26 protein-coding genes are annotated in these 26,537 nt (G+C 55.1%); 7 read left to right on the plus strand and 19 right to left on the minus strand.

Annotation, left to right across the window (positions count from 1 at the left end; all coding sequences use genetic code 11):
• Nucleotides 1-17 precede the first annotated feature (17 nt).
• Genes HMPREF3178_RS26690 through HMPREF3178_RS26705 form a run of 4 tightly spaced genes read left to right on the plus strand, consistent with a single transcriptional unit; the run spans nt 18 to nt 3,640 of the window.
• A complete protein-coding gene (locus HMPREF3178_RS26690; protein ID WP_017145500.1) occupies nt 18-1,058 on the plus strand; it encodes a hemin-degrading factor in 1,041 nt (346 codons plus the stop codon).
• A complete protein-coding gene (locus tag HMPREF3178_RS26695; protein ID WP_004114781.1) occupies nt 1,055-1,873 on the plus strand; it encodes a heme/hemin ABC transporter substrate-binding protein in 819 nt (272 codons plus the stop codon). Before HMPREF3178_RS26690 ends, HMPREF3178_RS26695 begins: the two co-directional genes overlap by 4 nt.
• Entirely contained in the window at nt 1,873-2,868 is a 996-nt protein-coding gene (locus HMPREF3178_RS26700) for a FecCD family ABC transporter permease (protein ID WP_004104885.1), read from the plus strand. Before HMPREF3178_RS26695 ends, HMPREF3178_RS26700 begins: the two co-directional genes overlap by 1 nt.
• A complete protein-coding gene (locus HMPREF3178_RS26705; RefSeq protein WP_017145499.1) occupies nt 2,861-3,640 on the plus strand; it encodes a heme ABC transporter ATP-binding protein in 780 nt (259 codons plus the stop codon). Before HMPREF3178_RS26700 ends, HMPREF3178_RS26705 begins: the two co-directional genes overlap by 8 nt.
• Nucleotides 3,641-3,752: 112 nt before the next feature.
• Here HMPREF3178_RS26705 and fucO read toward each other — a convergent pair whose 3' ends face one another.
• Both fucO and HMPREF3178_RS26715 read right to left on the minus strand, forming a co-directional pair.
• A complete protein-coding gene (fucO, locus tag HMPREF3178_RS26710) occupies nt 3,753-4,904 on the minus strand; it encodes a lactaldehyde reductase (RefSeq protein WP_004104888.1) in 1,152 nt (383 codons plus the stop codon).
• A 765-nt stretch (nt 4,905-5,669) separates the two neighbouring features.
• Nucleotides 5,670-5,990: a FaeA/PapI family transcriptional regulator gene (locus HMPREF3178_RS26715; RefSeq protein WP_004104889.1), complete on the minus strand. Its 321-nt coding sequence runs from the start codon at nt 5,988-5,990 to the stop codon at nt 5,670-5,672.
• Nucleotides 5,991-6,161: 171 nt separating this feature from the next.
• On the opposite strand from HMPREF3178_RS26715, the gene HMPREF3178_RS26720 reads away from it, so the two are divergent.
• Genes HMPREF3178_RS26720 through HMPREF3178_RS26730 form a run of 3 tightly spaced genes read left to right on the plus strand, consistent with a single transcriptional unit; the run spans nt 6,162 to nt 8,614 of the window.
• Nucleotides 6,162-6,902 (plus strand): winged helix-turn-helix domain-containing protein, encoded by a 741-nt coding sequence (locus HMPREF3178_RS26720; protein ID WP_004104891.1) that lies wholly within the window; start codon nt 6,162-6,164, stop codon nt 6,900-6,902.
• Complete coding sequence (locus tag HMPREF3178_RS26725) at nt 6,895-7,383, plus strand: hypothetical protein (protein ID WP_004104893.1); 489 nt, start codon at nt 6,895-6,897, stop codon at nt 7,381-7,383. Before HMPREF3178_RS26720 ends, HMPREF3178_RS26725 begins: the two co-directional genes overlap by 8 nt.
• A 34-nt stretch (nt 7,384-7,417) precedes the next feature.
• Nucleotides 7,418-8,614, plus strand: coding sequence for an HD domain-containing protein (locus HMPREF3178_RS26730; RefSeq protein ID WP_023321509.1), 1,197 nt, complete (start codon nt 7,418-7,420; stop codon nt 8,612-8,614).
• Between the two features lie 23 nt (nt 8,615-8,637).
• Here the strand turns inward: HMPREF3178_RS26730 and HMPREF3178_RS26735 are convergent, their stop codons facing one another.
• From HMPREF3178_RS26735 to HMPREF3178_RS26815, 17 genes are all read right to left on the minus strand, one after another.
• Nucleotides 8,638-9,369 carry an SDR family NAD(P)-dependent oxidoreductase gene (locus HMPREF3178_RS26735; RefSeq protein WP_017145497.1) on the minus strand — a complete coding sequence of 244 codons (732 nt, stop codon included), beginning with the start codon at nt 9,367-9,369 and terminating at the stop codon, nt 8,638-8,640.
• A 1-nt stretch (nt 9,370) separates the two neighbouring features.
• Complete coding sequence (locus HMPREF3178_RS26740) at nt 9,371-9,622, minus strand: acyl carrier protein (RefSeq protein WP_017145496.1); 252 nt, start codon at nt 9,620-9,622, stop codon at nt 9,371-9,373.
• A gap of 16 nt (nt 9,623-9,638) precedes the next feature.
• On the minus strand, nt 9,639-10,433 hold the full coding sequence (locus HMPREF3178_RS26745) for a hotdog family protein (protein WP_017145495.1): 795 nt from the start codon (nt 10,431-10,433) through the stop codon (nt 9,639-9,641).
• Nucleotides 10,430-11,683 (minus strand): beta-ketoacyl-[acyl-carrier-protein] synthase family protein, encoded by a 1,254-nt coding sequence (locus tag HMPREF3178_RS26750; protein ID WP_004104902.1) that lies wholly within the window; start codon nt 11,681-11,683, stop codon nt 10,430-10,432. The genes HMPREF3178_RS26745 and HMPREF3178_RS26750 overlap by 4 nt, the downstream gene beginning before the upstream one ends.
• Entirely contained in the window at nt 11,670-13,067 is a 1,398-nt protein-coding gene (locus tag HMPREF3178_RS26755) for a TolC family protein (protein WP_017145494.1), read from the minus strand. Before HMPREF3178_RS26755 ends, HMPREF3178_RS26750 begins: the two co-directional genes overlap by 14 nt.
• Entirely contained in the window at nt 13,064-15,007 is a 1,944-nt protein-coding gene (locus tag HMPREF3178_RS26760; protein WP_004104905.1) for an ABC transporter permease, read from the minus strand. Before HMPREF3178_RS26760 ends, HMPREF3178_RS26755 begins: the two co-directional genes overlap by 4 nt.
• Nucleotides 15,007-16,167, minus strand: coding sequence for an efflux RND transporter periplasmic adaptor subunit (locus HMPREF3178_RS26765; protein ID WP_017145493.1), 1,161 nt, complete (start codon nt 16,165-16,167; stop codon nt 15,007-15,009). The genes HMPREF3178_RS26760 and HMPREF3178_RS26765 overlap by 1 nt, the downstream gene beginning before the upstream one ends.
• Nucleotides 16,164-18,275: a peptidase domain-containing ABC transporter gene (locus HMPREF3178_RS26770; protein WP_017145492.1), complete on the minus strand. Its 2,112-nt coding sequence runs from the start codon at nt 18,273-18,275 to the stop codon at nt 16,164-16,166. Before HMPREF3178_RS26770 ends, HMPREF3178_RS26765 begins: the two co-directional genes overlap by 4 nt.
• Before the next feature lie 9 nt (nt 18,276-18,284).
• Entirely contained in the window at nt 18,285-19,235 is a 951-nt protein-coding gene (locus tag HMPREF3178_RS26775; RefSeq protein ID WP_004114801.1) for a lysophospholipid acyltransferase family protein, read from the minus strand.
• Between the two features lie 2 nt (nt 19,236-19,237).
• Entirely contained in the window at nt 19,238-19,906 is a 669-nt protein-coding gene (locus tag HMPREF3178_RS26780; RefSeq protein WP_004104920.1) for a DsbA family protein, read from the minus strand.
• Between the two features lie 70 nt (nt 19,907-19,976).
• Entirely contained in the window at nt 19,977-20,186 is a 210-nt protein-coding gene (locus HMPREF3178_RS26785) for a DUF4762 family protein (protein ID WP_004104922.1), read from the minus strand.
• A gap of 103 nt (nt 20,187-20,289) precedes the next feature.
• A complete protein-coding gene (locus tag HMPREF3178_RS26790; RefSeq protein WP_017145491.1) occupies nt 20,290-20,961 on the minus strand; it encodes a helix-turn-helix domain-containing protein in 672 nt (223 codons plus the stop codon).
• Nucleotides 20,962-20,983: 22 nt separating this feature from the next.
• Entirely contained in the window at nt 20,984-21,532 is a 549-nt protein-coding gene (locus tag HMPREF3178_RS26795; RefSeq protein WP_004114804.1) for a fimbrial protein, read from the minus strand.
• Nucleotides 21,533-21,541: 9 nt separating this feature from the next.
• A complete protein-coding gene (locus HMPREF3178_RS26800) occupies nt 21,542-22,594 on the minus strand; it encodes a fimbrial protein (protein ID WP_017145490.1) in 1,053 nt (350 codons plus the stop codon).
• Nucleotides 22,594-23,223, minus strand: coding sequence for a fimbrial protein (locus HMPREF3178_RS26805; protein ID WP_004104936.1), 630 nt, complete (start codon nt 23,221-23,223; stop codon nt 22,594-22,596). The genes HMPREF3178_RS26800 and HMPREF3178_RS26805 overlap by 1 nt, the downstream gene beginning before the upstream one ends.
• Before the next feature lie 18 nt (nt 23,224-23,241).
• Nucleotides 23,242-23,985 (minus strand): fimbrial biogenesis chaperone, encoded by a 744-nt coding sequence (locus tag HMPREF3178_RS26810; RefSeq protein ID WP_004104938.1) that lies wholly within the window; start codon nt 23,983-23,985, stop codon nt 23,242-23,244.
• A gap of 25 nt (nt 23,986-24,010) precedes the next feature.
• On the minus strand, nt 24,011-26,479 hold the full coding sequence (locus tag HMPREF3178_RS26815) for a fimbria/pilus outer membrane usher protein (RefSeq protein WP_004104940.1): 2,469 nt from the start codon (nt 26,477-26,479) through the stop codon (nt 24,011-24,013).
• Nucleotides 26,480-26,537: the final 58 nt, after the last annotated feature.

Genomic DNA, 26,537 nt, shown 5'->3' on the forward strand with positions numbered 1-26,537 from the left:
AGAGAAGGATGTGAATTATGCAAAACACCCAACCGCAACATGCCCCGCTGTGGCAACGCTACCTGACCACGAAAGCGCAATCTTCCGCGAAATACGCCCGCGATATCGCCGCCGAAATGAGGATTAGCGAAGCGGAGCTAACCGAAGCCCGCCTGGGCTACGACGCCGTACGTCTGCAGAACGACGCCCGCGCCATCCTGACGGCACTGGAAGCCGTGGGGGAAACCAAATGCATCTGTCGCAACGAATACGCGGTGCATGAACAGGTCGGCGAATTTACCCATCAGCATTTAAGCGGCCACGCCGGACTGGTGCTCAATCCGCGCGCCCTCGACCTGCGCCTGTTTCTGAGCCAGTGGGCCAGCGCTTTTCGCCTGAACGACAACGGCCGCCAGAGCATCCAGTTCTTTGATCCGCACGGCGACGCGCTGCTCAAGGTTTACACCACTGAAAATACCGACATGGCGGCCTGGGATGCGCTGATTGTCGCGCAGACGCAGCAATCGCCTGCCCCGCTGGCGATTCGCCCGGCCGATCCGCTGAAATTTGCCGACTCCGCCGACGGCGAGGCGCTGGAAAACGAATGGCGCGCCATGACCGACGTCCACCAGTTCTTCGGCCTGCTGAGAAAATATAACCTGTCGCGCCAGCAGGCTTTCCGCCTGGTCAGCGACGACCTCGCCTGCCGCATTGACAACCAGACGCTGCCGGGCCTGCTGGAAACCATCCGCCAGGACGGCAACGAGATCATGATTTTTGTCGGCAACCGCGGCTGCGTGCAGATCTTCACCGGCGCGCTGGAAAAAGTCGCTCCGATGCGCGGCTGGCTGAATATCTTCAACACCGCTTTTACCCTGCATCTGCGCGAGGAGAGCGTGGATGAAATCTGGGTGACCCGCAAACCGACCTCTGACGGCCACGTCACCAGCGTCGAGCTGTTCGCCAAAGACGGCACGCAGATCGCACAGCTGTTCGGTCAACGCAGCGAAGGCCATCCGGAGCAGACGCAGTGGCGTGCGCAGGTCGATCGTTTGACTACCGAAGGACTCATCGCATGAAGCGCTGGCTGATATTGCTTGCGGCGCTCCCGCTGTTGGCCAGCGCCGCCGCCGAGCGCATTGTGTCACTCGGCGGCGACGTCACGGAGGTGGTTTACGCCCTCAACGCCCAGCGGCAGCTGGTGGCGAAAGACAGCACCAGCACCTGGCCTGCCGCCGCGCAGAGCCTGCCGGATGTGGGTTATATCCGCCAGCTGAATGCCGAGGGGATCCTCTCCCTGCGCCCGACGCTGGTGCTGGCCAGCGCCCAGGCGCAGCCCTCGCTGGTGCTGAAAAAGGTGGCAGAGAATAAGGTTAAGGTCGTCAACGTGCCGGGCGGCTACGACCTTCCGGCAATCGAAGCAAAAATTGACGTGATTGCCGACGCCCTCGGTAAGCAGAGCGAAGGAAAAGCTCTGCGCCACAAGCTTCTTCAGCAGATCGCGCAAATTCCTTCCCAGCCTGTAAACAAGCGGGTGCTGTTTATCCTCAGCCACGGCGGCATGAATACCATGGTGGCCGGGAAACAAACCGCAGCGGATGGGGCAATCAGGGCGGCCGGGTTAGAGAATGCCATGCAAAGCTTCGACCATTATCGCAGCATGTCGCAGGAGGGCGTTATCGCCAGTAAACCGGACCTGGTGGTGATCTCCGCCGATGGGCTGAAAGGCATGGGCGGCGAAGCCGGGCTCTGGAAACTGCCGGGACTGGCGCAGACGCCAGCGGGGCGCAATAAGCAGGTGCTGGTGATAGATGATATGGCCCTGCTCGGCTTTGGCCCGCGTACCCCGCAGGCGGTGCTCGCGTTACGGCAAAAAGCGGAGCATCTGCCCTGATGCGCACCCACCCTGCCCGTCATCTGTGGTTAATGACGCTGCTGCTGATTGTCCTGACGCTGCTCGCCACGACCCTGGGCGCAATGCGCCTGCCATTAGCCAGCCTGTTGCCCTCCGGCGATGAAATCCTGAGGAGTATCTGGCTGACCATTCGTTTGCCGCGAGTGCTGCTGGCGCTGCTGGTCGGCGCCGCGCTGGCGCTTTCCGGCTGCGTGATGCAGGGGTTGTTTCGCAACCCTCTCGCCGACCCCGGGCTGCTAGGCATTAGTAGCGGCGCGGCGCTGGCGGTCGCCTGCTGGCTGGTACTGCCCCTGTCGGTGCCGGCGCTCGTGGCGCTGTACGCCCCGATGCTGGCGGCGTTTATCGGCAGCATGGCGGTGATGGTGGTAATTTTTATTCTCAGCCGGGCGGGCGACGCCTCGCTTTCGCGCCTGCTGCTGGTCGGCATCGCCATTAATGCCCTGTGCGGCGCGCTGGTCGGGGTACTTTCGTGGATCAGCAATGATACCCAGCTGCGCCAGCTTTCCCTCTGGGGGATGGGCAGCCTCGGGCAAGCGGAATGGTCGACGCTGCTGGTGGCCGCCACGCTGATGATCCCGGCCTCGCTGGTGGTGTGGGCGATGGCTTCGCGGCTCAACCTGCTGCAGCTGGGCGATGAAGAGGCGCACTATCTCGGCGTCAACGTTCGCGCCCTGCAGCGGCTGCTGCTGCTGTGCAGCGCATTGCTGGTGGCGTCAGCGGTGGCCATCAGCGGCATTATCGGGTTTATCGGACTGGTGGTGCCGCATTTGATGCGGATGTGGCTGGGGCCGGACCACCGCGGCCTGGTCCCCGGTTCGCTACTGTGCGGCGCAATGTTGCTGCTGCTGGCCGACACGCTGGCGCGCACCGTTGCCGCTCCCGCCGAGATGCCGGTCGGGCTGTTGACCAGCGTACTCGGCGCGCCGTGGTTTCTGTGGCTGATTTTTCGTCGGGAGAAAGGGGCTCATGGATAACCGCTATAGTGCGCGTTCGCTTTCGCTGCGTCTGAGTAACCGGCAGATTATTCATGATGTTTCGCTCCAGCTTTGCGGCGGCGAGATGACGGCATTGATTGGCCCCAACGGCGCCGGTAAATCGACCCTGCTGCGCCTGTTGACCGGTTATTTAACGCCCGACGAGGGCCAACGGGTGGTGGAAGGCCGACCGCTGGAGAGCTGGTCGGCAGAAACGCTTTCGCGCCGCCGGGCGGTGATGCTGCAACGCACCCAGTTGCACGCAGACTGGCCGATAGAAACGATTATCGCTATGGGGCGCTCGCCGTGGGGCGGCGCGATAAACCAGGAGATGATCTGCCAGGTAATGAAAGAGACCGGGTGCGATCATCTGGCCGGAAGACGCTACCCTACCCTCTCCGGCGGCGAGCAGCAGCGGGTGCAGCTGGCCCGCTGCCTGGCGCAGCTTTGGTGCGAGGGCGCCCCCGAGGGCTGGCTGTTCCTTGATGAACCCACTTCGGCGCTGGATCTCTATTACCAGCAGCACCTGCTGCGCCTGCTCAAACGCCTGACCCGCAGCCGCCGCCTGCACGTCTGCGTGGTACTGCACGATCTGAACCTCGCAGCGCTATGGGCCGATCGGATTCTGCTGCTGCATCAGGGGAAACTGGTGGCTCAGGGCACGCCGCAGGAGGTGATCCAGCAGCCGATTATCAGCCGCTGGTACGGCGCGGAGGTCAGCACGGGCAAACATCCCGATGCGGCCGTTCCGCAGGTGTATCTGGCGCCGTGAGCTGAGGAAATGATTGTGCCGGGCGTAGGCTAACGCTCTGCCCGTCCTGTGAAAACGTTCCTTGATAAACAACGAAGCCGATACCTTTACCGGCTTCGTTGTGATTGGCAAATTAGAAGATCTGCCGATAGAGCGCTTTAATCTCTTCCAGATTGGTATCGCGCGGGTTGCCGCCGGTACACACGTCCGCCAGGGCCGCGGCGGCCAGAGCATCAATATCTTCTTCTTTCATTCCCACGTCGCGCAGGCGCGCCGGAATATTGACGTCGCGATTCAGCTGCGCCACCGCCTCAATTGCCGCGGCACGCGCTTCGGCAATCGGCAGGGTTGCCGCCGACTTGTTACCAAGCGCAACCGCGATGTCGCGATACTTCTCGCCGGTAAATTCGGCGTTATAAGCCATAATATGCGGCAGCAGCACCGCATTAGCCACACCGTGCGGCGTGCCGTAAAAAGCGCCCAGCGGATGAGCCATACCATGAACCAGCCCCAGACCGACGTTGGAGAAACCCATCCCGGCAATATATTGCCCCAGCGCCATCCCTTCCGCGCCCTGCGCGTCGCCCTGTACGGAAGCGCGCAGCGAGCGGCCAATCACCTCGATGGCCTTCAGATGCAGCATGTCGGTTAATTCCCATGCGCCTTTAGTGATATAGCCTTCAATGGCGTGGGTCAGGGCATCTACGCCGGTGGCCGCCTTCAGGCTGGCAGGCATGCTGCTCATCATTTCGGCGTCGATGATCGCTACCACCGGGATATCATGCGGGTCGTAGCAAACAAACTTACGGCGATTCTGTACGTCGGTTATTACGTAGTTGATGGTGACTTCCGCCGCGGTACCGGCGGTCGTTGGGATGGCAATCATCGGTACGGCGGCGTTTTTCGTATCCGCCCCGCCTTCGAGACTGCGAACGTCGGCAAATTCGGGGTTATTAATGATAATGCCTATTGCCTTACAGGTATCCTGCGGCGAGCCGCCGCCGATCGCGATCAGGTAGTCGGCGCCTGACTGTTTAAACGCCTCTACGCCCTGCTGCACAACCTCAATCGTGGGATTCGGGACCACTTCATCAAAGACGCTGTAGGGCAATCCGGCGCCGTCGAGGATAGCGAACACCCTGGTTGCTACATCAAAACGAATCAGATCCTTATCCGTGACCACCAGCGCTTTTTTGAAGCCGCGTTTTTTAACTTCATCTACGATACAACGAATCGAACCTGGGCCAAAATAAGAGGTTTCGTTTAAAATCATTCTGTAAGCCATTTGTGCTCCCTCAATTCGAGTGTTTGATAACCATAATATTTAGCCCTACAGTAACGTGACTGACGCAGCCATTTTATTATTTCATATCAAATAACACCCTAATTGCTCTGCACGTTGGCGCAGTAAATTCACGTATCGGTCATATACAACAAAGTGAGTCCAGTATATTGGACATCAGCGACTCCCTGCGCTTAATCGAGTGATAAGCTTCGCCCCTCAATATAAGCAGCAACCAACCACTATTCTCAGATAAATATTATTGAACTGGATCACATTATTTTGTTTTCTATGATCAACATCGCTTCCCGGGAAAATAGATATTTTATCAGCAAGTGCCAAAACAGGAATGAGGACGCCACTCAACCGAAGTACATAAAGAAGAGCCAGGATCGGGATTTTCATTTTTCTACCTTTGCTACCGGCATCCTTAGCTCATTGCGCTCTGTCGTTATGCTCATCTGACAACCCGGCCGCCAATTTAACATATCAGAAACAAGCGTGTCATTTCATCAACAAAAAAAGCCCTCCTGCGATCATCGTCCTTCGCTCAAATGACCCTCTAAGAATTATCTATCATCGCTGATAAAAATTTATCACCCTCTGAATAGCGAAATGACTTGTTACGAGTAAGAAAAAGATATCAGCATTAAGAACTTTCTCTATTATTTGCGAGATATCGATTCTCAAAAAACCTTAAAAAAAACAAAAAACGCCTAAGATTTCTATATTTATTGCAAACATCACAGCCTCTTGTTAGTATGACCTTTAGTCAATATGTTTATTATAAAAATACCACTTATGATGTTTGTTAACCTTTATTCTGATCACCTGACCATACTTCTCTAACGGCAGTAGTAAATGTCTGACCTTATATATTGACATTTCGCACCTGTCCGCTAACTCACGAGTAAGTAACCCCTCAGGCTCATGTTCTTTCAATACATAAAGAATATACTCCTGCTCTGGTACGTTCACCCCGGAGAATTTATTGATGCCCATTGTGGTCATCAATGTTCTTAAACTCTCAACTGCGGTTAGCGAACCATGATGTGAATCTGGCGTACTGGGTGAAATTGCAATCTTCATGAGTCAGCTCCTTCTGTCATTCAGTGCTTGGGAGTATGGGATGACCCCATAAAAACGGCAACATTAACTTTAAATTTCAACTTAAACAGTACATTTATCTGAAATTCACTTTTTTTTATGATAAAAAACCTGATATAAAGAGTGAATTTTTAATTCCGTGTGGAGATAAAAATGCGGTTCGATATAGAGGGATTTATTACATTTGATACTGAGGAGGCCTCTCTGGTCAATCTCTTGACCGGCGATTGTATTGAACTCTCCGCCACTTCGACTCGCCTTCTTACTAGTCTGTTGCAATACCGGGGGGATATTATTTCGCGGGTTGATATTTTCCAGACGGTGTTTGAAAAATATGGTGCGAGGCCATCTAATAGTAATCTTAATCAGTACATCTCAACGCTGCGTCGCAGCCTTGCGGATCTGGGTATTGAAAAGAATGTGATTATTACGGTACCGCGAATTGGCTTTAAAATTTCTGAGGATGTCATTATCACTACCGACAATGATTACTCTTCCTCTATCACACTGCCAACCCTTTCTCCACAGCTGCCTGAGCGTAACTTGCTGCAACAACATTGCAAAGCGGCGATGTTACTGATCGCGTTCGCAGCAGTCGCGATGCTGCTCTCTTATTTTTTTATCTATAAAAAACAAACAGCTAAGCTCATGTTCACCCAAGATAAATGCACTATTTATGGTTCCGAAGCTATCCCGGTGACAGAAATACTCAGGAATAAAAAGCTCTTTACCTCGGGGCTGGACTGTTCCACGCCAAAGAAAATCTACTTCTTTAACCGACAAATGAATCAGGAGCAGGGATTAGGTATTTACATGGATATCTTCATGCTTGAGTGCGACATTAAAGACCAGCAATGCCATAGTTATTACTATAAGGAAATAAAAAATGCGTAAATATGCCTTGATATTTTCCGCCTGTTCGTTCGCGCTGATACTATTTTCAACCCTGTACCTAAACTTCAGTTCTGAGGACTCATTTTCCTGTGAATCACGCTACGATTTGACGGAGAATATAAATGAGAACATTCTTCGCTCCCAAGGATTGCTATCCGCAGAACTTTTCAAAAACCATCTTTTAATCAATCTGGAGGGTTTACTCACCAGCAATGGCGATAAATATATCGTCTCACGCACTATCGCCATCACATTAAAAAGAAACATCGTTCCCAGCCATCTTTTTTATATAAAAGACTCGCAAGTCATTCGCCACCACGCTGATAATACGCCAGAAGATATTGCGCAAAAAAATCTCTTTGGAAGCCGAACTAATGATAAAATCATCTATATAAATCACGTCAATGATGATACTATTTTGTTAGGCACCCAAAAGTTTCCACAATATGGTTGTCGCCGTCAGAAAACCATCATTGATTGAGATTCATCTCATTAATTTTAATTAAAACGATATCATGACGATACATTTACTTCCGACATTAGCCAGCATCGCCAATATCATTGATATGATTAACCCCCGGCTGAACCTGCACCATGTCAGAACGGCGTTTATCGCATCACATCTGGCTAATTTAGTGGAGTTCTCTCCGGCCCAGCGGCGTAAAACCATTCTGGCGGCGCTAATTCACGATGTCGGTGGGTTAAATGAAAAATCACGTCTTGAGCCGCTAAATTACATCGATAACGAGCATAACAACCACGCGCTTATCGGCAGCGAATTGCTTAGCCGCATCCCGTTGTTTCGTCCTCTTAACAGGATTGTTCGCTATCATCACACCCACTGGCGCAACGGTCTTGGACATTATATTGAAGGAGAACTGGTCCCCGAAGAGAGTCACCTGCTGTTCTTCGCCGACCGGCTGGATGTACTTTATTGCCAGCACCGTACCAGTCATATCGCATTTTTAAGCAAAAAGCTGGTCGACATCGTCGCCGCCGGGGCGAATATTCTCTATAAACAAGAGTACGTCCAGGCGTTCAGAACGCTTTCCGCCGATGAACATTTCTGGTCAGTCATGGCCTCCACCGACTATCGCGATTACATCAAAGCGATTCCTGGCGTGCATAACGATACCATCTCTTTACATAACCTCCGCGATATTGCTGAACTGGTCTCTTTTATTGTCGATCAGTTCAGCCAGCAGACGCCGTGGCACTCCGCGGCCGTCGGCCATATTGCCGGCTATCTGGCGACCACCATGGAAATGAGCGCGACGCAAACGCTAAAAGTTGAGATTGGCGGATTGCTGCATAATATCTCCTGCCTGGATCATAGCCCGCCGCCAGCGAGATCCGCTTCGCCAGGCAGAGCAGAAGCCTCTCTCTATAGTATTGAAGGAATTGATGATATTACTGAATGGATAGCCATGCAAAATCGTAATGCGTCCTCTAAATGGCACGCTGAATCGCTACAAACGGAAGCCCTGCTCATTACGGTTAGTCGACTGCTGGTCCATGCCCTGAGCGGGCCGAAGGGAGAAGAAAAATCGCTGGCCCAGTTAATTAAAAATAACCCGGGAAATGAAATTCCCTCGTTTATGCTGTCGCCTATCGCGCAGCACGCTTCACAAATTATTCAGATCTATCGCGCAACTGCGGGAGAAATAAAAGAGCTGGTGAATCGCGTTGAGCAACTCACCAGCTCCGCGTAAAGAGCCACCCCGCCTGAACGTCCTCAGGCGCTTAATCCGCCGTCCAGAATCAGAGTTTGTCCGGTCATATATTCACTCCCCTCGCCGATTAAAAACGCCACGGCCTTCAGTACATCATCCGTTTCGCCCAACCTGCGCAGAGGTATCGACTGGCGCATCTCTTTCAATTTTTGCGCGGGTATCTCTTCCAGCATCTCCGTGCGGATCAGGCCCGGCGCCAGGCAGTTTACCCGAATGCCGAAGCGCCCGACCTCCAGCGCCAGCGAACGCGCAATGCCGCTCATCGCCGCTTTACTCGCCGCATACGCCGTCTGCCCGACGTTACCCTTGAAGGCGCTGACCGACGACATCATCACGATGGAGCCGCGCCGCTGCATCAACATCGCCGGCAGCAGAACCCGGTTCCAGTTCATCATTGAGATAACGTTGGTGTCCAGCACCTCGCGCCATAGCGCGGCGTTCTGGTGAATATGCAGGCCATCGCGAGCCATTCCGGCATTGTGAATAATTGCCTCCGGTGCGCCCCGCTCGGCCAGCAGCGCCTGAGCAAGTTCTTCAACCCGCGACTCGTCGTTGCCGTCGCAGGCGTATCCTTGCACCTGATACGATGAATTTTCACACTCCGCCAGAGTGGCGTTAATCGCCGCTTCATTGCGCCCGGTAAACACCACGTTCCCGTTTTGCGCCAGGCCGGCGACCAGCGCCCGGCCTATCCCCCGGCTGCCGCCGGTAATCAGCACCCATTTTTGCGCCATATCAGCTGCCTGACTCTTTGCTGATGTGCTGACACAGTTCACCCAGCGTGATCCCCGGATTTTGAATAAACCAGTCCGCTTCCAGGGTAATATTGAATTCACGTTTTGCCAGCACCATCAGCTCGACGTAGTCCAGACTATCTAACTTTAAGCGAACCAGCGGCGTATTCTCATCCACCTCATCCGGCTCCAGGTCCTTGGCGTCACAAATCATTTCACACACTTTTTGCAGAACTTCATCATAGGCAATCATAAATTATCCTTAATTATCAATTGTTAACTGGGCCAACTTTTAGCGTAATCACATTCGTTATGACCTGATCATCCAGCTGCGCCGCCGCTGCAATACGCACCAGCGCGCCCTGCTCAGCCTGGCCGACCACCAATGAAGGCAACAGCCAGAGCGACAGCGAGCCGGGTTGGACCGGCGTCCCTTTGCCTGCCAGATGAGCATCAAAAACCACTTCCTGATGGGTTTGCAGCACCGGGTAGCGGGAAAAAATTTGCTGCAGCGAGGTTTCCCCCGGTCCGAGCAGGGCGGCAATATTCTCCTGGCGCAGCAGCGCCTCATCACAAATCAGCTGACGGAACAGCAGCGCATCAAGGAACTGCCACTGCGCCAGGTCGGGCCAGGCGCGGTTGAAATGGGATTGCAGCGCAAGCAGCGTCGTGGACGCCAGTTTGCTGGGCTGCTTACCCTCCAGCGATTCCGGCTCAGCCGCCAGGCTCATCTGGCATGACAAACAGATTTCGCCATTCTGCGGATGGCTAACCGATGCGGCGGAGAGAATCCGCTGTTTCGCCGTCCCGGGCGTTAACAGCCAGTCGGTATCGCACCATAGCGGCCTGCGCAGACGGACCTGGCATTTTACGTATCCCTCCGGGCGGCACAGCCGCGACTGGGCATCGCGCTTCACGTCCAGCAGCGCGCGCATTCCGTGGACGCTCAGCTGCCCCGCCCCCATCGCGCGCGCTGCCGCGTAGTCGAAGTGAATGGGGTTTTCATCGCCGGAAAACGCCGCCCACTGCTGCGCATCGGCAAGGGTGTAGCGCAGCAGCGTCACGCGTGTTTCTCCAGTACCAGCGCGGCGTTCGCGCCGCCGAAACCAAAGCTCAGATTCAGCGCCCGACGGATCTCTCCTTGACGATGCCCTTCAGCGATATAGTCGAGATCGCACTGCGGATCGGGCTGCGTCAGATGCGCCGTCGCCGGCATGATCCCCGCCGCCATCGCCTGCAGGCAAACAATGGTCTCGAAGCTCCCCGCGGCGGCGATCAGATGTCCGGAGTAGGCTTTGGTACTGGAGACCGGGATCCGGTACGCCTCGTCGCCGAGCGCTTTTTTCAGCGACTGCGTTTCATTCATATCGTTGAGCGGTGTGGAGGTGCCGTGAGCGTTGATATAATCGAGATCGGCAGGCTGCAGGCCCGCGTCGCGCAGCGCCCAGCGGATAGTCTGTTCACGTGCCACGCAGTCTTCGGCCGGTGAGGTAAAATCCACCGCATCGGAGAAATTGGCATAACCGGTGACCTCCGCGAGGATTGTCGCGCCCCGCGCCAGGGCGCTTTCGCGCTCTTCCAGGCACAGCACCGCGCCGCCTTCAGAAAGGACAAACCCGCTGCGCTGCAGGCTGAACGGGCAGCTGGCCCGCTCCGGCGATGACGCTTCCCGGCTCAACGCGCCAAGCACATCGATATTCCAGATAGCGCAAACGCTGTTTAACGACTCCCCGGCCCCGGCGAGCATCATGCTGGCCCGGCCAAAGCGAATCGCATCATAGGCCTCGCCAATGGCGATAGTGCCGGTGGCGCAGGCGGCGACCGGAGTATTTTGATAACCGCGCAGATTCCACAGCTGACTACAGGCCGCGGTGGTCACGTTCGGCATCGAAAAGAAGCAGCTGAAGGGCGAAGAGACGCCCGTTTTCTCAAACTCCGGTACCGCCAGATAGCTTTCATCCAGCCCTGCCCAGCCGGAGCCGATAATGGCGCCACACCTCAGCGGGTCATAAGCATCGGTGGGTGGTTTGCCAGCAAAGGCCATCGCCACCGCCTCCCGCGCGGCGGCCAGCGCCAGGCGAGCGTGACGCGGCAGACGCCGACGAATAGCGGCGGGAACCCCCTTGAGGCTGGGTTCATTCTCTACCTGACCGATAAAATGGGTGTGGATGCCGTTAGCGGAGAGATCCACATAGCGGTAACCGCGTCGATAATCCATGATCGCCTGCCAGCTTTCGGCAGCGCTATCGCCAAGGGGAGTCACCGCGCCATAGCCGGTTATCACCACGCGATAAGGGGGTTTACTGTGACTCATTCTGGGAAATCCTCTGTTGCGGGTTATTGCCTCCCTGCGCCAGCCAAAGCTGCAAAGTGGCATAAAGATAGTCGTACTGGTTCTGCGCCAGGCTGTTCTGTACGTCGAGCAGCGCGTCCTGTGCGTTCAGCAGGGTCTGGTAGTCCACCGCGCCCGCCCGATAGCGGCTTTCGGTGAGCGTCAGGCGCCGCTGGCCCAGCTGCAGCGATTGCAGCAGGCGCACGCGCTGCTCGTCGGCGTTAAGCCGCTTTTCCATCGCATCGTCCACCTCCGACAGCGCGGTGTAGGCCGTACGGCGGAAGTTCACCGCCTCCTGCTGCACCTTTACGCTGGCCTGCTCCACGGTAAGCTGTACCGTGTTCCACTGGATAAAGGGCGCGCCGACGCTGCTTCCGACGGTACGCAGCGGGTCGTTAAACCACTGGTGAAAGATCTGGCTGCCGGCGCTCAGCGTCCCCTGCAGCGAGAGCGTGGGATAAAAGCTCAGCCGCGCCGCATCGGAACCCGCCAGCGCCGCGCGCAGCCGCGACTCCGCCGCCTGCAGATCGGGCCGGCTGGCGAGCGCGGCCAGCGGCGTGGCGCTGGCAATGGCGACACGCTGATGGACGTCAAGCGCCGGTGCTTCATCGCTATGCTGCGCGGGGGGCCTGTTGAGCAGCAGCGCCAGCGCGTTGCGGGAGATCGCCCGCTGCTGTTTCAGGCTTAGCAACTGATTCTGGCGACTGATGACCGTCTGCCGGGACTGCAGAACGTCAAGCAGCCCTACTTTCCCCGCCCGCTGCCAGGACTCAATCTGCGCCAGCGTCTGCCTGGCGATATCCAGGCTGGCGGCCTGATAAGCCATTTGCTGATTCAGCAGCGCGATATTCCAGTAGAGCTGCGCGGTAGTATCAATCGTCGACAGGATCGTCGCCCGATAGTCCTGTTCGCTGGCAATCGCCTCCCACTCGCTCTGTTCACGAACCCGCGCCAGCTTGCCCCACAGATCCAGCTCATAGCTCAGGGATAACGAGGCGCTGTAGCTCTCCTGCGAACCTCCGCTATTGAGCGGCTTTGAGTTACTGCCGGCGCCGTTAAGCTTCGCGTCGGGAGAGATATTGGTTCGGGCCAGCCCGGCGGAAATGCGCGCCTGCCGAAGGGTTAAGGCGGCAGCGGCCAGATCGTTATTGCTTTCCAGAACCTGCCCCATCACCCGCGACAGACGTTCATCGCCGAAACGGTCCCACCAGCGACCCGCCTTCTCCGACGCAAGCTCGGCGCTATGCCCTTCCGTTCGCTGCCAGTCCTCCGGCACCGACAGCAGCGGCCGCTGATAATCGCTGCGGGTCAAATTTCCACAGCCCGTCAGCAATACAATTAACGATAATAAAGTCAGCGATCTCATTCGCGGGCCAGCGCCTCCGTCGGGTTTAGCCGCGCCGCACGACGCGCCGGGAAATAGCCGAACGTCAGGCCTATCAGGGCGGAAAAGCCGCAGGCCATCGCCACCGGCAGCCAGGTAAAGACCATGGAAAACTCCTGCGTCAGCAGGGCAAACAGGTTACCGGCGGCCCATGAGCCCAGCACTCCCGTTAAGCCGCCGAGCGCGCAGATCATCACCGCCTCAATTAAGAACTGATGCATGATATCGGTAGGGCGGGCGCCGACCGATAGCCGAATGCCAATCTCATGAGTGCGTTCGGTAACGGAAACCAGCATGATATTCATCACCCCCACGCCGCCGACCAGCAGCGAGATGGCGGCAATAGCGGTGATCAGCAGCGACATGGAGTCGGAGGTTTTTTGCAGCGCTTTGGCGAGCTGCTCATCGGTCTGGACAAAGAAATCTTTTTTGCCGTGCTCGCGGATAAGGTGCCTTTCCGCGCGCCGCGCTGCTTCCTGCGGCGACAGCGTTTCCTGGAAGCGCAGCGTCAGCGCCTCCAGCGGCTTATCGCCGGAAATCCGCTGCAATAGCGAACTATAGGGGATCCACGCCGACATAAACCCGCTGACCACCTTTGGCCCGGGCTTGCTGGCAATGCCGATTACCCGCCACGGCGCGCCGGCAATCTGCACAATTTTACCCAGCGGATCTTCATTGCCGGGAAACAGCGTCTCCCTGCTGGTTTCATCCAGTACCAGCACCGGTTCGCGATCCTCGACATCGCGGCGGGTAAAACCGTTGCCCTGAATAAAACGAATCCCCTGCAGCGAAAAGTAGTCTGCGGAAACGCCGGAAAGAATTATCGAAGAATCAAAGCCCTGACGTACCGCGGTGGTCATGCTGGAAACAATCGGCGATACCCCCAGAACCCAGGGCTGCCTGCCGAGGCTGGCGATATCATCCAGCGACAGCGCCCGCTCCATATCCGGACGCTTGCTGCCCCAGCCGGTACCCGGGCGGATTTCAAGCGTGGTATTTCCGAGCTTACCAATCTCGTTCATGATGCTCTGCCGGGCGCCTTCCCCCACCGCCATGGAGGAGACCACGGACGAAATGCCGATGATTATCCCCAGCATCGACAGAAAGGCGCGCATCCGATGTCCCAGTAAGGAACGCCAGGCCATCCGCACCGACTCTCCGATACTGCGCGACAGCGAGGCCCGACCATTATCCTGTACTGCGGGAAGGCGCTGAATGCCGCGATTATCACGAACGCCGTGGGTACTGTCGGCAACCACCTGTCCGTCGCTGATCTCGACGATCCGCTGCGCCTGCCGCGCCACCTCGCGATCGTGAGTCACGATGATGACCGTGTGCCCGTCGGCGTTCAGCTGGTGCAGAACATCCATCAGCGCCCGACCGCTGACGCTATCCAACGCCCCGGTGGGCTCATCGGCGAGAATAATCTGCGCGCCGTTGATTAACGCCCGGCAGACGCTGACCCGCTGCTGCTGGCCGCCGGAAAGCTGAGCGGGTTTGTGCTGTAACCGCGCATCAATGCCCAGCTTTTCAGCCAGTAGCGCAATGCGCGCCTGGCGTTCAGCGGCGGGCATCGCGGTATAGAGCGCGGGGATGGCGATATTCTCTTCCGCCGTCAGATAAGGCATCAGGTGGTAGCGCTGAAAAATAAACCCCAGCCAGCGGCTGCGCAGCTCGGCCAGCGCCGCGCTATCCGCCCGGTGAGTGGGGATCCCGTTGATATAAACCTCGCCGCTGCTGGGCTTATCCAGGCAACCAATAATGTTCATCAACGTCGATTTACCCGAGCCGGAAGCGCCCATAATCGCCACCATTTCGCCGGGCATAATGGTCAGAGAGACGGATTTTAGTACCGGAATAATCTGCGTCCCGGCGGTAAAATGACGCGTGACATTGTTCAGCACGATCAGCGGCTCAGCCATCACACAGACCCCGCGTCCTGCGGGATCACCACCCGCTCATCGGGCCGTAATCCTTCCAGCACCTGCGCGTACTGACGATCGTTAATCCCGATACGGACGGTGCGCTCCTCGCTACCGTTCGCCGTTTGCACCATCACAATGTAACGCTCATCACCGAGCGAACGCCCCAGCGCGGCGACCGGCACGCGCAGCGCGTCTTTTACCTGCGCGATACGGATAAACACCTGGGCGGTCATTGAGGTTTTCAGCAAGCGCTGGTGGTTATCGACTTCGAAGGTACCGTTATAGTAAATGGCGCTGCTCTGCTGATTACCGGCAGAAGCTCCGCCGTTTTGTTCCTCCAGCGCCTCCTGCGGCGCGGGCTGGACGTAGCCCAGCTCCCCTTCATAGCGCGTCTGCGGATCGGCGATGACGTAAAACCACAGCGGCTGACCGGGATGGATTTTCTGAATATCGGCTTCGGAAATGCGCGTTTGCACCTGCATTTTATCGAGGTCGGCAAGCACCAGAATCGTCGGCGCGATTTGTGAGGAGACGATGGTTTGCCCCTCACGGGTGACGATGCCCAGCACTTCACCATCCACAGGAGCAAGGATGCGGGTGTAGCCGAGGTTGGCGTTGGCGGTCTGCACGCTCATTTCCGCCTGTACGATCTGCGCTTCGTTAACCGCAATCTGCTGGACCTGCGCGCTATACTGCGCCTGCGCCTGCTCAAGATCGCTCCTCACTCCCGAACCATCGCGCTGCATCGCCTGCTCGCGCGCCAGCGCTTTGCGGTACTGTACCAGCGTGGCCTCGGAAGCCAGCTTTTGCGCCCTGGCGCTGGCCAGCTGCGCGGTGGCGTTGCGTAAATCGGAAAGCTGCAGCGTCGGGTCAATTTCGGCTAACAGCTGCCCCTTACGTACCCGCTCGCCCTGGCGCACGTACAGCTTACGTAGCTGGCCGCTGACCTGCGCGCCGACGCTCACCTGGACGGCAGGTTTAATAGTCCCGCTCGCCAGCACTACTTTTTCGATATCCCCGCGATCGAGCGCAACGGTGTAGAGCGACTCGGCCTGGGCCGGAAGCGAGCGCTGATAAAAAACGGTGGCGATAATGGCCAGGATCGCGACCAGCGCAAGTAGCCACGCTTTACGGCGGCGTAAAAATTGTCGCCTCATTGGCCCGGCGCTCTCTGTGCGATATCGCGCAGCTCGCCTTCATCCAGACGATATACCCGCGTGAAGTGATGCAGAATGGGCGCACTGTGGGTTACCACGATCAGTGTTTTGCCCTGTTCACGACAGTGCTGGCACAGCGCGGCGATCACCGTTTCCGCGGTTTCGTCATCAAGATTGGCGGTCGGTTCATCGCAGAGCAAAATAGGCCGGGCGCTGTAGAGCGCCCGCGCCAGCATCAGCCGCTGACGCTGGCCTAAAGAGAGCGCCGAATGGCTCTCGCGGATCAGCGCCTCCATGCCTCCCGGCAGCGCCTGAACGACCGGCCCCAGCGCCATTTTATCGACCAGCGCCTCCACTCGCCCGCGATCGCTGTCGCTGTACCACGGGTCAAACAGGGTGATGTTTTGCAGCACCGAGGCGTTAAACAAAATATCTTCCTGGCTCTGCAGCCATACCTGCGAGGCCAGCTGGCGGGCGGTCGCCTCTTCACCGTCCAGCAGAATGCGCCCATGCTGTGCGGAAAAAAGCCCGGCCATCAGCCGTAGCAGGGTACTTTTTCCGGCGCCGGAATCGCCGACAATCGCCACCCGATCGCCGGGTTCCAGCCGGAGATCAACGGCATTCAGCACCGGGCTTTGCGGAGCGTAATGAAAGCTCACTGCCTCAAACGCCAGCTGTGGAACCGCCTCCCCACGCAGCGGAGATAACTGAGGAGTTGCAGGTTCCTCACGGGTAAACAGGCCCTGCGCGCGGGTATCAATCACGTGCAGCTGCGATTTACGGATCACGGCATAGAATATCCGCGTGACGTAAGAGGTAAAAATCTGCCGTAAAAAGCTATAGGCAAAAAAGTCGCCCAGCGAGATAAGCTTTGCGCTCACCAGCGGCAGCACCACCAGCATAAAGACCACCATCTCGAGGCTGCCGGTGAGCTGATACAGACCTTCTTTTACCTGCTGGTAAACTTTCTGCCGCTGAAGGCAGGTGAAAAGGTCGTGTGACAAACGGGCAAACTGCGCTTTGCGCTGCGTTTCCAGCCCGGCAGTTTTAATGGTTAACACCCCCTGAAGGGTTTCCATGAAAAAGTCATTCAGCGTCGCGCTTTTCAACTGCAGCTGCTGCGTATACCAGCGGTCGCGGAATATCGCCCAGACGCTGATCAGCCCCATCACGACAATGCCCGCAGCGGAAATGAGCGCCAGCACCGGTGAGATCCAGAACATAATGCCGATAGCGATAACGCAGATTATCCAGTCCGAGCGGAGTCCGTTATCCAGCTCGATTTTTTGCAGCATCCCTCCCTGCCAGGCAATAAAGCGGCTGAAAACATCCCCCGGCGCGCGTTTTTCAAAAAAACGCAGCGGATTATTCAGCAAGCGGGAAAAACCGATATCGCTCTTGAGGAGGACAAAGCGGCGGATAAAGCGCTCGCTAATCACCCTCACCCCCAGCGCTAACAGCGTGGATATGACAAAAGCGAGGATGAACCATAAATAAGGAAACTGCGTATTCTGAACGTCTGAGAAGGCCTGATTTATCGCCCGACTGACCATCGTCGGCATTAAAAACAGCGTTAGCGATACCAGAAAGGTTAATAGCATCAGTTTATAAATACCCGGTACCGCCGCGGTCTCCTTCAGGCTCATCGCGCGCGGCATCTCCTGCTGCGCCCCGGCAATAACCGGATCCGGACTGGCGATCGCGCCGGGAGATTCTTCGAGGATCAGCGCATAGCCGCTAATCTCTTTTTTTAATGCCGAGAAAGGCAGCCACTGCTGGCCAATCGCCGGATTCATCACGCAAACGTAATCCCCTTTGCGCCAGGCCAGCAGGACATAGTGGCTGGCGCCATAGTGCAGAATGGAAGGGAACGGCAGCGCATGGAGTTCATCGTGGTCAAACAACACCGGCGCGGTGGCAATGCCGACCTGTTGCAGGATAACGGATAGATCGCTCAACGATGTCCCATGATCGGATGCGGGGAAAATTTCCCGCAATGCCGGGAGAGAGCACGGAATATTCTGGGTCTGCGCCAGCATCGCAATACAGGAGAGGCCGCATTCATTGGTCTCTTCCTGAAAAACCATATCAGGGATAATCTTTTTCATGATGATGCATCAGTGATTAATAAAATAGAGCGAATGGCTGTGCCACAAAAGCCAGTCCTGCGGATAGTCACGCAGGGTGTTTTCAATCATCGTCGGTAGCTTTGCCGCGACCTCTTTTGGCCTCAGCGGAGAATAGATCTTTATTTTTATCCCCTGCTGATAATAGAGGTGATAAAAAACCACCTGCGCCGATACGATGCGAGAAAATCGCTGTACCCCGCTATGTAATTTCGCCGGGCGGCCAAAGAGTCGGCAGCTTATTTTCCCGGACTGCGCTTCATGGGTCTGCACGGTGTAATCGGCAGGAATGTCGGGGAAAATAATCATATTTTCCCGCCCTTCCGATACATTGGTCATTAACGCCATAAGCTCGCTGGCCAGCGACGTATTATCCTGGTGGATTGAGCAGTAAGAGAGCGCGACGCCGCCCATTTTTCGGCTGGCGACGGTGTAGTTTTCCGCGCTGGAGGAGACCACCACGCTGGCTTTTCCCGGCGTCACGCCGGCCCCGACCATCGCCGCTAAAATATCGGAAACGCAGTGCAGCGGCGCGAGGACGACCGGCGTCTTTTGCGCCACCAGAGGCGCGACAACGGCATCAAGCTCTCGCGTGCACGCCTGCATCTGGGCCAGCGTAGCCGGGTGCTGTCCCCAGGTCGCGCCCATTTCCAGCAACTGACGGCGCATGGCTATCCATGCGGCATCGATTCGCCCGTCGGCGCCCGTCAGGCAGCGGTAGTTTTGCGTCGCCACGGCGGTACGGCCGCGGTAGTGTCGGCCCAATAACCGTAGCCGACATAGCGCGCGAACCGCTATCAACAGCAGCGGCATGGGGGTGAAACGCATGATCCTGCGCACCGCCTTTTGGCCATAGCCGGTAAAAGGCCGGTAGCGCCAGCTCAGCTGCGCGAACCATTTTCTTACGCTGAAAACGCTCCAGACGATGAGAAAACGCGTCACGCTTACTCCTTGTCCTGCGTTAACAGCTGGCGCATATAGTCGGCAAATTCAGGGAACTGGCGATCCTTCGCAACCACGTATTTTTTATTAACAATAAACAACGGCGTCGCGTTAATGTCGTAGAGTTCGGTAATTTTCGCCATATATTCCAGGCGCTCGGCAACGGCCTGACTTTGGCGTATCTGATGGTATTTCTCGACATCGATATCATTTTTTTTCAGCCAGCCATTAAGCGCGTCATCATCCGCTAAATTAATACCGCGGGTCAGCACGGCGTTAAAAGCCCGATCGCGCATCTGGCGCTCAAGGCCCATCACCTCCAGCGTGGCGAAAACCGGCGCATAAATGGCCAGGCCGTTTCTTTCGGCCGTAATATGGATAACGTCAAAGGCGCTATCCGCCGGTAACGTGGCGGCGAATTTTTCAATCTCTTCTTCGTTCGACGCGCAGTAGTGACAGCCGTAGGACATCACTTCAATGATGCTTTTCTCATTCTTGATTGGGCTACTGGCAACGGTGGCGCTGTCAATTTCCCGCAGAGCCGAAGGCTGACTGCTATCCAGCGAAAACGTATTAAAAACAAAAATGTGATAGCACAGCACGGTAATTAGCGACGAAATTAACGCCACCAGAAATGTATAGCCAACAGCGGTAATAGGTTTTATCTTCATTTGATACCAGGCTCGCGAATACGGCAGAGAAATACATGGAGGGTTCCCCCTCCATGTACCGCATAAGAAATTACTGACGGATGCTATTCGGTACAACACACATACCGTCAGGCGCATCTTTGGAGGTCACGGTTGAGTTACCGTGCTTATCCGTACAGGTAGTCACTTGTTTACAGGTAGAGATACCGCCAACAACCACCGTCTCGTAAGAGCTGGTGCAAGTTTCCTTGCAGGTCCCGCCAATGATTGTTGATGCTTCAATCATGCTTAATTTTTTCATTTGTTAGATCCTTAACTATTTATATTGAAATGTATTTTCTTACACTTACCTACTGGCTTAAATACCTGCCAGTAATTCTTGCGATGTCATCGCTGGTACGTTATTAAACGCAGGGGGTAGCCACGATGCATTTGAAAATATTAAACAGCTCCACGTTATTTTTTACGTTTAATTTTTTCATCAGCCCGCGTTTACAGCGGCTCAATCGACGAACATCAATTTTTTGCTCAGAGGAAATTTGTGACAGCGTTTTCCCTTTGAATATTTCTTCCATTAACCACCAGTCATCGCTGAAGATGCTGTTGTTAAAATCCCTGGCTAGCCATTTCTGTCGAGTATAATTAATTAAGGATCGACTGAAGAAAATTTTCTTCGCCACCATGGCATCAGCGCTTTCGATAAATTTAAAAAAATTATCCAGCGATTCATTCTTTAATAGCCAGCTCGCTTCCGGCAGCAAAGAATGCAACGCAAAAAACAGAGAGATATTATTTTCTCCCAATAAAATTACCAGCTGCTGATTTTCCCGGCAGTAATACTCTTTAATGGTGTAGAGCGCATTAAAACGCTCATCCGGCAAACTGTCGACATCGCAGAGGATCCAGCGCAGTTCATCTTTTTGCTTTGGCTGACGCAGGGTGTTGATCAATTGTGAGAATTGGTCAAGCCTGGAGAAAGCGCAGTCGTCTTCATGCGCGGCCAGATCGGCCACCACCGAACGCACGCCTTCCGCGAAAAAGATGTTTTTATCGTAGAGAAAGAAATGACGGCTCATAGTTAATCATCCTTGATCTAATCTACTGGTAATTTATGGTGTAATTCGCAGTTGCCTGGAAGGCCCCGGTTTGCAAAGTTTTGTTACTCAAGGCATCCGGTTCCCCTTCCACAAAAGCTTTAAAATTTAACTGCATGGTGGCATTGGAAATGGCAACCGCGGTCGTTGGCGTATTTAGTGAAATCGCCGTACCATCATTCTCTTCAAAACCAATGCCAATACCGCTGGCGGAGTTAGGCGCTATCGGCGTTATCGCCAGACGGTCGCTCATATTGGCATTTTCCGTTCCACTAAAGGTTACGGTAACGGAATTAAACACATCAGTACTGCAATCCTTAAGCTCAATCACAAAAGCTTTAGGTTGGGATTTTCTCTCCGCATAGAGCGTACGAGTGGAAATTTCGCCAAAATCTACGGCGATATTTTTTGACGAGGGAACGATACTGCAACCATGGGCAACGACGGTTCCCTTGAAGTTTAAATCGCCGCCGATCAGCTCCCCGATAGCCTGTGCCGGGGTGGCCGCCGATAGCGAACCTATGAGTACCATTGATGCGATAAATTGACGCATGCTGTCCCCTTACTGAAACTCAGCGACCACGGTGGCCGATGCCTGGAAATCCCCTTCGAGAACGTTGGTCCCGGCATTCGCAATCGGCGCGGCCGTCAGATTCCAGGTTCCCTGGTTATTGGTAAAACCCGGGACGTCATAAAACCTATTCGCCGCAACTAAATTGCCGCCCGAATCCTTGAGGATAATGCCAAGATTTGAGCGATCGACGGCGCCAGTCGTGCCTAAATAATCGCTATTAAAGCTGGCGGTATTGGCCTGCTGGATCCCCAGGCGAATATTCAGATTACCGGTTGCAAAGCTTCCTCCTTCGCATTTCACCTGGATTGGCACAGACTGGCTGTAGTTGTTGCCATTAAGCAGGGAACCCGCGCTGGGGATAGTATTGAAATCAACGGTGATCGGTGAACCCGAATTGACAACACATTTATCCGGGACGGTAATCACCCCGGAATTAATTGAGATAATCGACATCGGCGTAGTGCCCATCCCTGCGCTGTAATTCCCCAGACGCCCATAAAGCTTTGCGATTTCTGTACCCAGCAGGTTCACGCCGTTGACAATCGGCTTGGTAATCATAAACGTTACCCGCCCCTGGGCGCCGGACTCAAAGTTATTAAACTGGGTGGTTGGCGGAACGCATTTGTTCTGATACGCTCCGTTCGTTTCATTATTAAAAGGAACGGCAAAATAATCCATCCGTTCACCGCGGATATAAATCTCTATTTTTACATCCATATAATCATTGAGTTTTAAATACCCTGGTGTACTTCCCTGCTGCAGTATTGATGCGGTAGCCGAGTAATATATAGCCTGATTTTCCATCGGAATCGTACAGCTGGCAACCCCAGAATATTGTCCACCCAGGGAAAAGACATAAGGAATGGTTGCTCCGGGGCTATTATTGGTAATATCCTGATTGGCCACGTCAATATTATACATTTTAGGCCCGCCGACCGGGGAAATTCCCCCTTCAACCGCCGCACCGACGTTCAGGGAATATAAACCGCCGCAGAGTAAAATAGTGACGCAAGATTTCCGCCCGATAAGCATTGTCGCCATCACAGATACTCCATTTTTAAACGCAGCAGTCCGCTAAAATTACCCGCAGTCACGTTACGCGCGGTCGACTCCAGCACGGCAATAAACGTCAGGCTGCTGTCGCCGGTTTTCACAATAAACGGCGGCTGCGTTTGGTTAATATCCAGCGCCCGCTCTTTGATATCCAGCAGGCGAATACCGGCGCCAGAAATACTGCCGGTCAGGCGCAGCAGCTGGCGATTGTGCTCATCGGACTCGCCGATAAAGGTCAGCTGTACCGCCTGCTCGCCGGTGGTGTAGAGGTGCTTGCTATTGCCCGTCGTTCTTGATGCGATGCTGTCCCGCGCCTGCGATGCGCCCTTCAGACAATCCCTGAGCTCAACGCGAACCAGCACCGGCTGGCTGCGGTCGCCTGCCTGATGAAAACGACGGGCGCTAATTTCACCCATCTCAATTATCTGCAGACGGCTCTGCGGCGCCAGCACGCAAGGTGAGGCATAGACGGAGCCGTTGAATATGACGTTACCGCCATCTTCCCCCTGATGATCCCGGTTATAGTGCTGCGGCTGTAGCGGAATATCAGCCTCGGCCAACGCGGGCATACTGATACCGAATACAAACAGTGCTAAAAGCGATAAACGCGTTTTCATCATCAGGTTCCTCTTTAATTACCCTTGCTGCGATGGCGGCAGAGCTTTACAGGTATTTCCTTCACAGCGATATTTCAGCTCGGGATGGCCGCCATAGTCATTCACATACATCATGGCAAACTCTCGCACGCCGCCATCGGTGACGCTGAATTCCAGGCTGGACTTCGGCGCAACCATGATCCCCGGGAATTTGGTGATTTTTTCACCCTTAACGCGGGATAAGCCAATGATGGTGATGTAATAGGGCGTCGGATTTTGCGCGGTCATCTTATTTCCGCTCTTTTGGAAGACGACCTGGTCCTGCCATATCTCGCTTTTGCTTTTGGGAATAATGGCGGTCGGGCGGAAAAATAATTTAATCCGCGACTGCATGGCTAACTGCAGGACATTAGCTTTATCCGGCTTGGGCGGAATTTCGCGCACGCTTAAATAAAACAGGCTTTCGCGATCCTGCGGTAATTGGTTAATGCCATCCGTTTTGGTGACCCGCGCCACCCCTTTTTGTCCGCCGTTGATACGCTGTAAAGGCGGTAGCACCACCAGCGGAGAGGTAATCTTATTGCCCTTGCTATCCTCGACCCAGGATTGCGCCAGAAACGGAATATCCGGACTGGTGTTGGTTAAATTGGCGCTCGCCGAGCTGTCTTTACCGGTGATAATCAGCCGAGTGCGGTCCAGCGAAACGCCTGCCTGAGCGGTACCGCTTACCGCCGCCAGCATCAGAGCGCCCATCCAGCAGAGTTTGTTGCTTGTTATGCTCATTTTTGACCTTTTATTACTGTCACTGTCATTTACACGGCAATAGCGCGGCTGTCGCACGACGCTCTATGGTGGGCGGGATAGCGATCTGACACTGCTTCTTCCCGCCCCAAACGACGCTTAGCAGCTCCTGAGGATTAACCCCTGCCAGCCATCCCTGCCCGCCTTCCATAATCATGGATACGCTTACGCCATCGTCGTTAATCACCTCAGCGCCGAACGGCGGATAGGTGCCATCAGCCAGCCGAATAATGCCCATCATTTTTTCGCCCTTCGCCATGCCAAAGGTCTGATAGCCAATGGCGCCTTCGGTCAGCGTGGCGGTGCTGATAGCTTTTGCTGGTTCGATGGATTCCGACATAGCATCCACGTCGACTCGGGTGTCAAAGCTGTTGTAGCTCACGATGTCCGGAATAACGGCGATGCCGAAATTATTGGTTCTTGATTTACCGTCATTAAGCGGAACGTCGCCGATACCGTTGGTATTCACCATAACGCGGGCCGTATTGAGCGTCGCACCGCTGTTGTGGAGCGCCGCGCCGTGCCGGGTGGCGGTGAATCCGCCGCGCAGCGTGCTGCTCAGGGAGAGATAGTTATCCTGCTGATAGCTGGCGTTACTGTTGATTTCGGCATACTGCGAGCGGCGCTGATAATAGCCGTCGACGTTGGCATAACCGCTCTGGCTCGCTCCCGCACGCAGCCGCCACAGGTTGTTATAGTCGCTGCTATCGGTATACGAGAGCATCGGGCTGGTTTTACCGTTATTGGTCTGCACGTCCAGGCCGCTCCATTTACTATCGCCAACCGGAATAGAAAGTGAGAGAGCAATAGAGTCGTCCTTCCGACCTTCATAATCAGAACGATAGGCCGAAATATTGGTGGTGATCCCGCGAATATTACCGACGTTAAACGAGCGTCCTAACGAGATGCCGTAGCGATCCTGGCTGCTTCTGTTCCAGTAATTCTGGTGGGTATAGGTCAGAAAGACGGTTGTCGCCTTACCTGGCTCATCAGCCCAGAAAGTTTTATTACCGGTGATGGTATAAACTTCTTTTTCACGGCCAAGACTGTCGTACCCCTCATAACGCTCGTTGAGATACTGCGAGAAAGAACGGAAGTCCTCCTGCGAGAAGCGATATCCGGCGAAGGTAATTGAACTGTTATATTCGTCGAAGGTTTTCGCATAGCTCAGCTTAAACGAGGTTCCTTTCAGTCGCTTTTGGTTCGACTGCTGACTGTAAGATTCCGTGGCATCCAGCGAGAGCGCGCCGAAGACGCTGAGATCGCGACCGATACCGGCGGAAACCGCGGTATATTCGGCCCCTGCGCTCTGCAACCCGCCGTAGAGCGACCAGGCATTGGTGATCCCCCAGGAGAAATCACCGGAAGCGAAACCTGGCCCCTGAATTTTATGGCTATAGCGGGACGGCGCACCGATAGCGACGTTGTAGCGCACGTAGCCTGGACGCGTAAGATAAGGAATATTGGCAGTGTTAACCTGGAATGTGGAGATGGAGCCGTCCTGCTCTTCCACCTGAACATCCAGCGTACCGCGCACCGAGCTCCGTAAATCCTGAATATTAAACGGCCCGGCAGGCACCGTCGTTTCATAAATGATGCGTCCGCTCTGCTTCACCGTCACCTTAGCGTTGGTCTTTGCCAGACCGCGGATTTCCGGCGCGTAGCCCTGCAGGTTTGGCGGCAGTTGACGCTCATCGCTGGCGAGATTCAGCCCGGTAAAACGAACGGTGTCGAAAACCTGCGAATCAAGATAGATCTCCCCTGCCGTCAGTTTTGCCGCCATCATCGGCAGCGGACGATAGGCGTAGAACTGATTCATATCGAAATCAAATTGATGCGTCGCGCTGTAGTAGCTGGTCTGATATTCGCCGCGTACGCGCCAGCCGCCGAGGTTGAAGCCTGTCTGGCCATATCCGCTCAGGGTGCTGTAATCCTTGTGCATATCAAGCTGGCGGGTATATTGGCCGGTGAGGCTATAGTCGAGCAAAAATCCGCCGATCCCCTGGTCCCAGCGCTCAGGCGGCGTCCAGTTTGGATCGTTATATTTCATCCACGCTTGCGGAATGGTGATATCCAGCACCCCGGCGTAGTTACTGAGCGTGGCGCCCGGAAGGCTGAGGAGGTCATAACAATCGGCAAACGGCTGCGCGACCTTCTGCTGGGCTTCTTCTTTTAATGCCAATCTTGCAAGAATTTCGCCGTTAATGCAGGCCTGAGTATGCTTCTCGTCTTTGGAAGCCAGATAGCGAACCTTTTGCTGCCCTACAGCCTGACCATTTATTTTAATGTCTAATAAGTACTCGCCCGGTGGCACATAGTTGTCGGTGGCGAAACGCGTTAAATCGATATTGTCGCGGTCGGCGGCATCCAAGACGTCGGTGTTGAATTCCACATCAGTGGAGGCGCAAGCCACAGAAGCACAGCAGAAAAAAAGGATCTGAGAGAGGATTATTTTTATTTTTAGTTCTGCTGACATGACTATTCATCCCGAATCATTCAGTAAAATATCGTGCGCGACAAACAAGCTACAACAG

It is taken from the genome of Klebsiella sp. HMSC09D12 (genome assembly GCF_001808475.1).
Lineage (GTDB): Bacteria > Pseudomonadota > Gammaproteobacteria > Enterobacterales > Enterobacteriaceae > Klebsiella > Klebsiella oxytoca.

Bases quoted from the DNA above. Each gene is read 5' to 3' on its own strand.
- HMPREF3178_RS26690 (WP_017145500.1), top strand. From the start codon at position 18: ATGCAAAACACCCAACCGCAACATGCCCCGCTGTGGCAACGCTACCTG.
- HMPREF3178_RS26695 (WP_004114781.1), top strand. From the start codon at position 1,055: ATGAAGCGCTGGCTGATATTGCTTGCGGCGCTCCCGCTGTTGGCCAGC.
- HMPREF3178_RS26700 (WP_004104885.1), top strand. From the start codon at position 1,873: ATGCGCACCCACCCTGCCCGTCATCTGTGGTTAATGACGCTGCTGCTG.
- HMPREF3178_RS26705 (WP_017145499.1), top strand. From the start codon at position 2,861: ATGGATAACCGCTATAGTGCGCGTTCGCTTTCGCTGCGTCTGAGTAAC.
- fucO (WP_004104888.1), bottom strand. From the start codon at position 4,904: ATGGCTTACAGAATGATTTTAAACGAAACCTCTTATTTTGGCCCAGGT.
- HMPREF3178_RS26715 (WP_004104889.1), bottom strand. From the start codon at position 5,990: ATGAAGATTGCAATTTCACCCAGTACGCCAGATTCACATCATGGTTCG.
- HMPREF3178_RS26720 (WP_004104891.1), top strand. From the start codon at position 6,162: ATGCGGTTCGATATAGAGGGATTTATTACATTTGATACTGAGGAGGCC.
- HMPREF3178_RS26725 (WP_004104893.1), top strand. From the start codon at position 6,895: ATGCGTAAATATGCCTTGATATTTTCCGCCTGTTCGTTCGCGCTGATA.
- HMPREF3178_RS26730 (WP_023321509.1), top strand. From the start codon at position 7,418: ATGACGATACATTTACTTCCGACATTAGCCAGCATCGCCAATATCATT.
- HMPREF3178_RS26735 (WP_017145497.1), bottom strand. From the start codon at position 9,369: ATGGCGCAAAAATGGGTGCTGATTACCGGCGGCAGCCGGGGGATAGGC.
- HMPREF3178_RS26740 (WP_017145496.1), bottom strand. From the start codon at position 9,622: ATGATTGCCTATGATGAAGTTCTGCAAAAAGTGTGTGAAATGATTTGT.
- HMPREF3178_RS26750 (WP_004104902.1), bottom strand. From the start codon at position 11,683: ATGAGTCACAGTAAACCCCCTTATCGCGTGGTGATAACCGGCTATGGC.
- HMPREF3178_RS26755 (WP_017145494.1), bottom strand. From the start codon at position 13,067: ATGAGATCGCTGACTTTATTATCGTTAATTGTATTGCTGACGGGCTGT.
- HMPREF3178_RS26760 (WP_004104905.1), bottom strand. From the start codon at position 15,007: ATGGCTGAGCCGCTGATCGTGCTGAACAATGTCACGCGTCATTTTACC.
- HMPREF3178_RS26765 (WP_017145493.1), bottom strand. From the start codon at position 16,167: ATGAGGCGACAATTTTTACGCCGCCGTAAAGCGTGGCTACTTGCGCTG.
- HMPREF3178_RS26770 (WP_017145492.1), bottom strand. From the start codon at position 18,275: ATGAAAAAGATTATCCCTGATATGGTTTTTCAGGAAGAGACCAATGAA.
- HMPREF3178_RS26780 (WP_004104920.1), bottom strand. From the start codon at position 19,906: ATGAAGATAAAACCTATTACCGCTGTTGGCTATACATTTCTGGTGGCG.
- HMPREF3178_RS26785 (WP_004104922.1), bottom strand. From the start codon at position 20,186: ATGAAAAAATTAAGCATGATTGAAGCATCAACAATCATTGGCGGGACC.
- HMPREF3178_RS26790 (WP_017145491.1), bottom strand. From the start codon at position 20,961: ATGAGCCGTCATTTCTTTCTCTACGATAAAAACATCTTTTTCGCGGAA.
- HMPREF3178_RS26795 (WP_004114804.1), bottom strand. From the start codon at position 21,532: ATGCGTCAATTTATCGCATCAATGGTACTCATAGGTTCGCTATCGGCG.
- HMPREF3178_RS26800 (WP_017145490.1), bottom strand. From the start codon at position 22,594: ATGGCGACAATGCTTATCGGGCGGAAATCTTGCGTCACTATTTTACTC.
- HMPREF3178_RS26805 (WP_004104936.1), bottom strand. From the start codon at position 23,223: ATGAAAACGCGTTTATCGCTTTTAGCACTGTTTGTATTCGGTATCAGT.
- HMPREF3178_RS26810 (WP_004104938.1), bottom strand. From the start codon at position 23,985: ATGAGCATAACAAGCAACAAACTCTGCTGGATGGGCGCTCTGATGCTG.
- HMPREF3178_RS26815 (WP_004104940.1), bottom strand. From the start codon at position 26,479: ATGTCAGCAGAACTAAAAATAAAAATAATCCTCTCTCAGATCCTTTTT.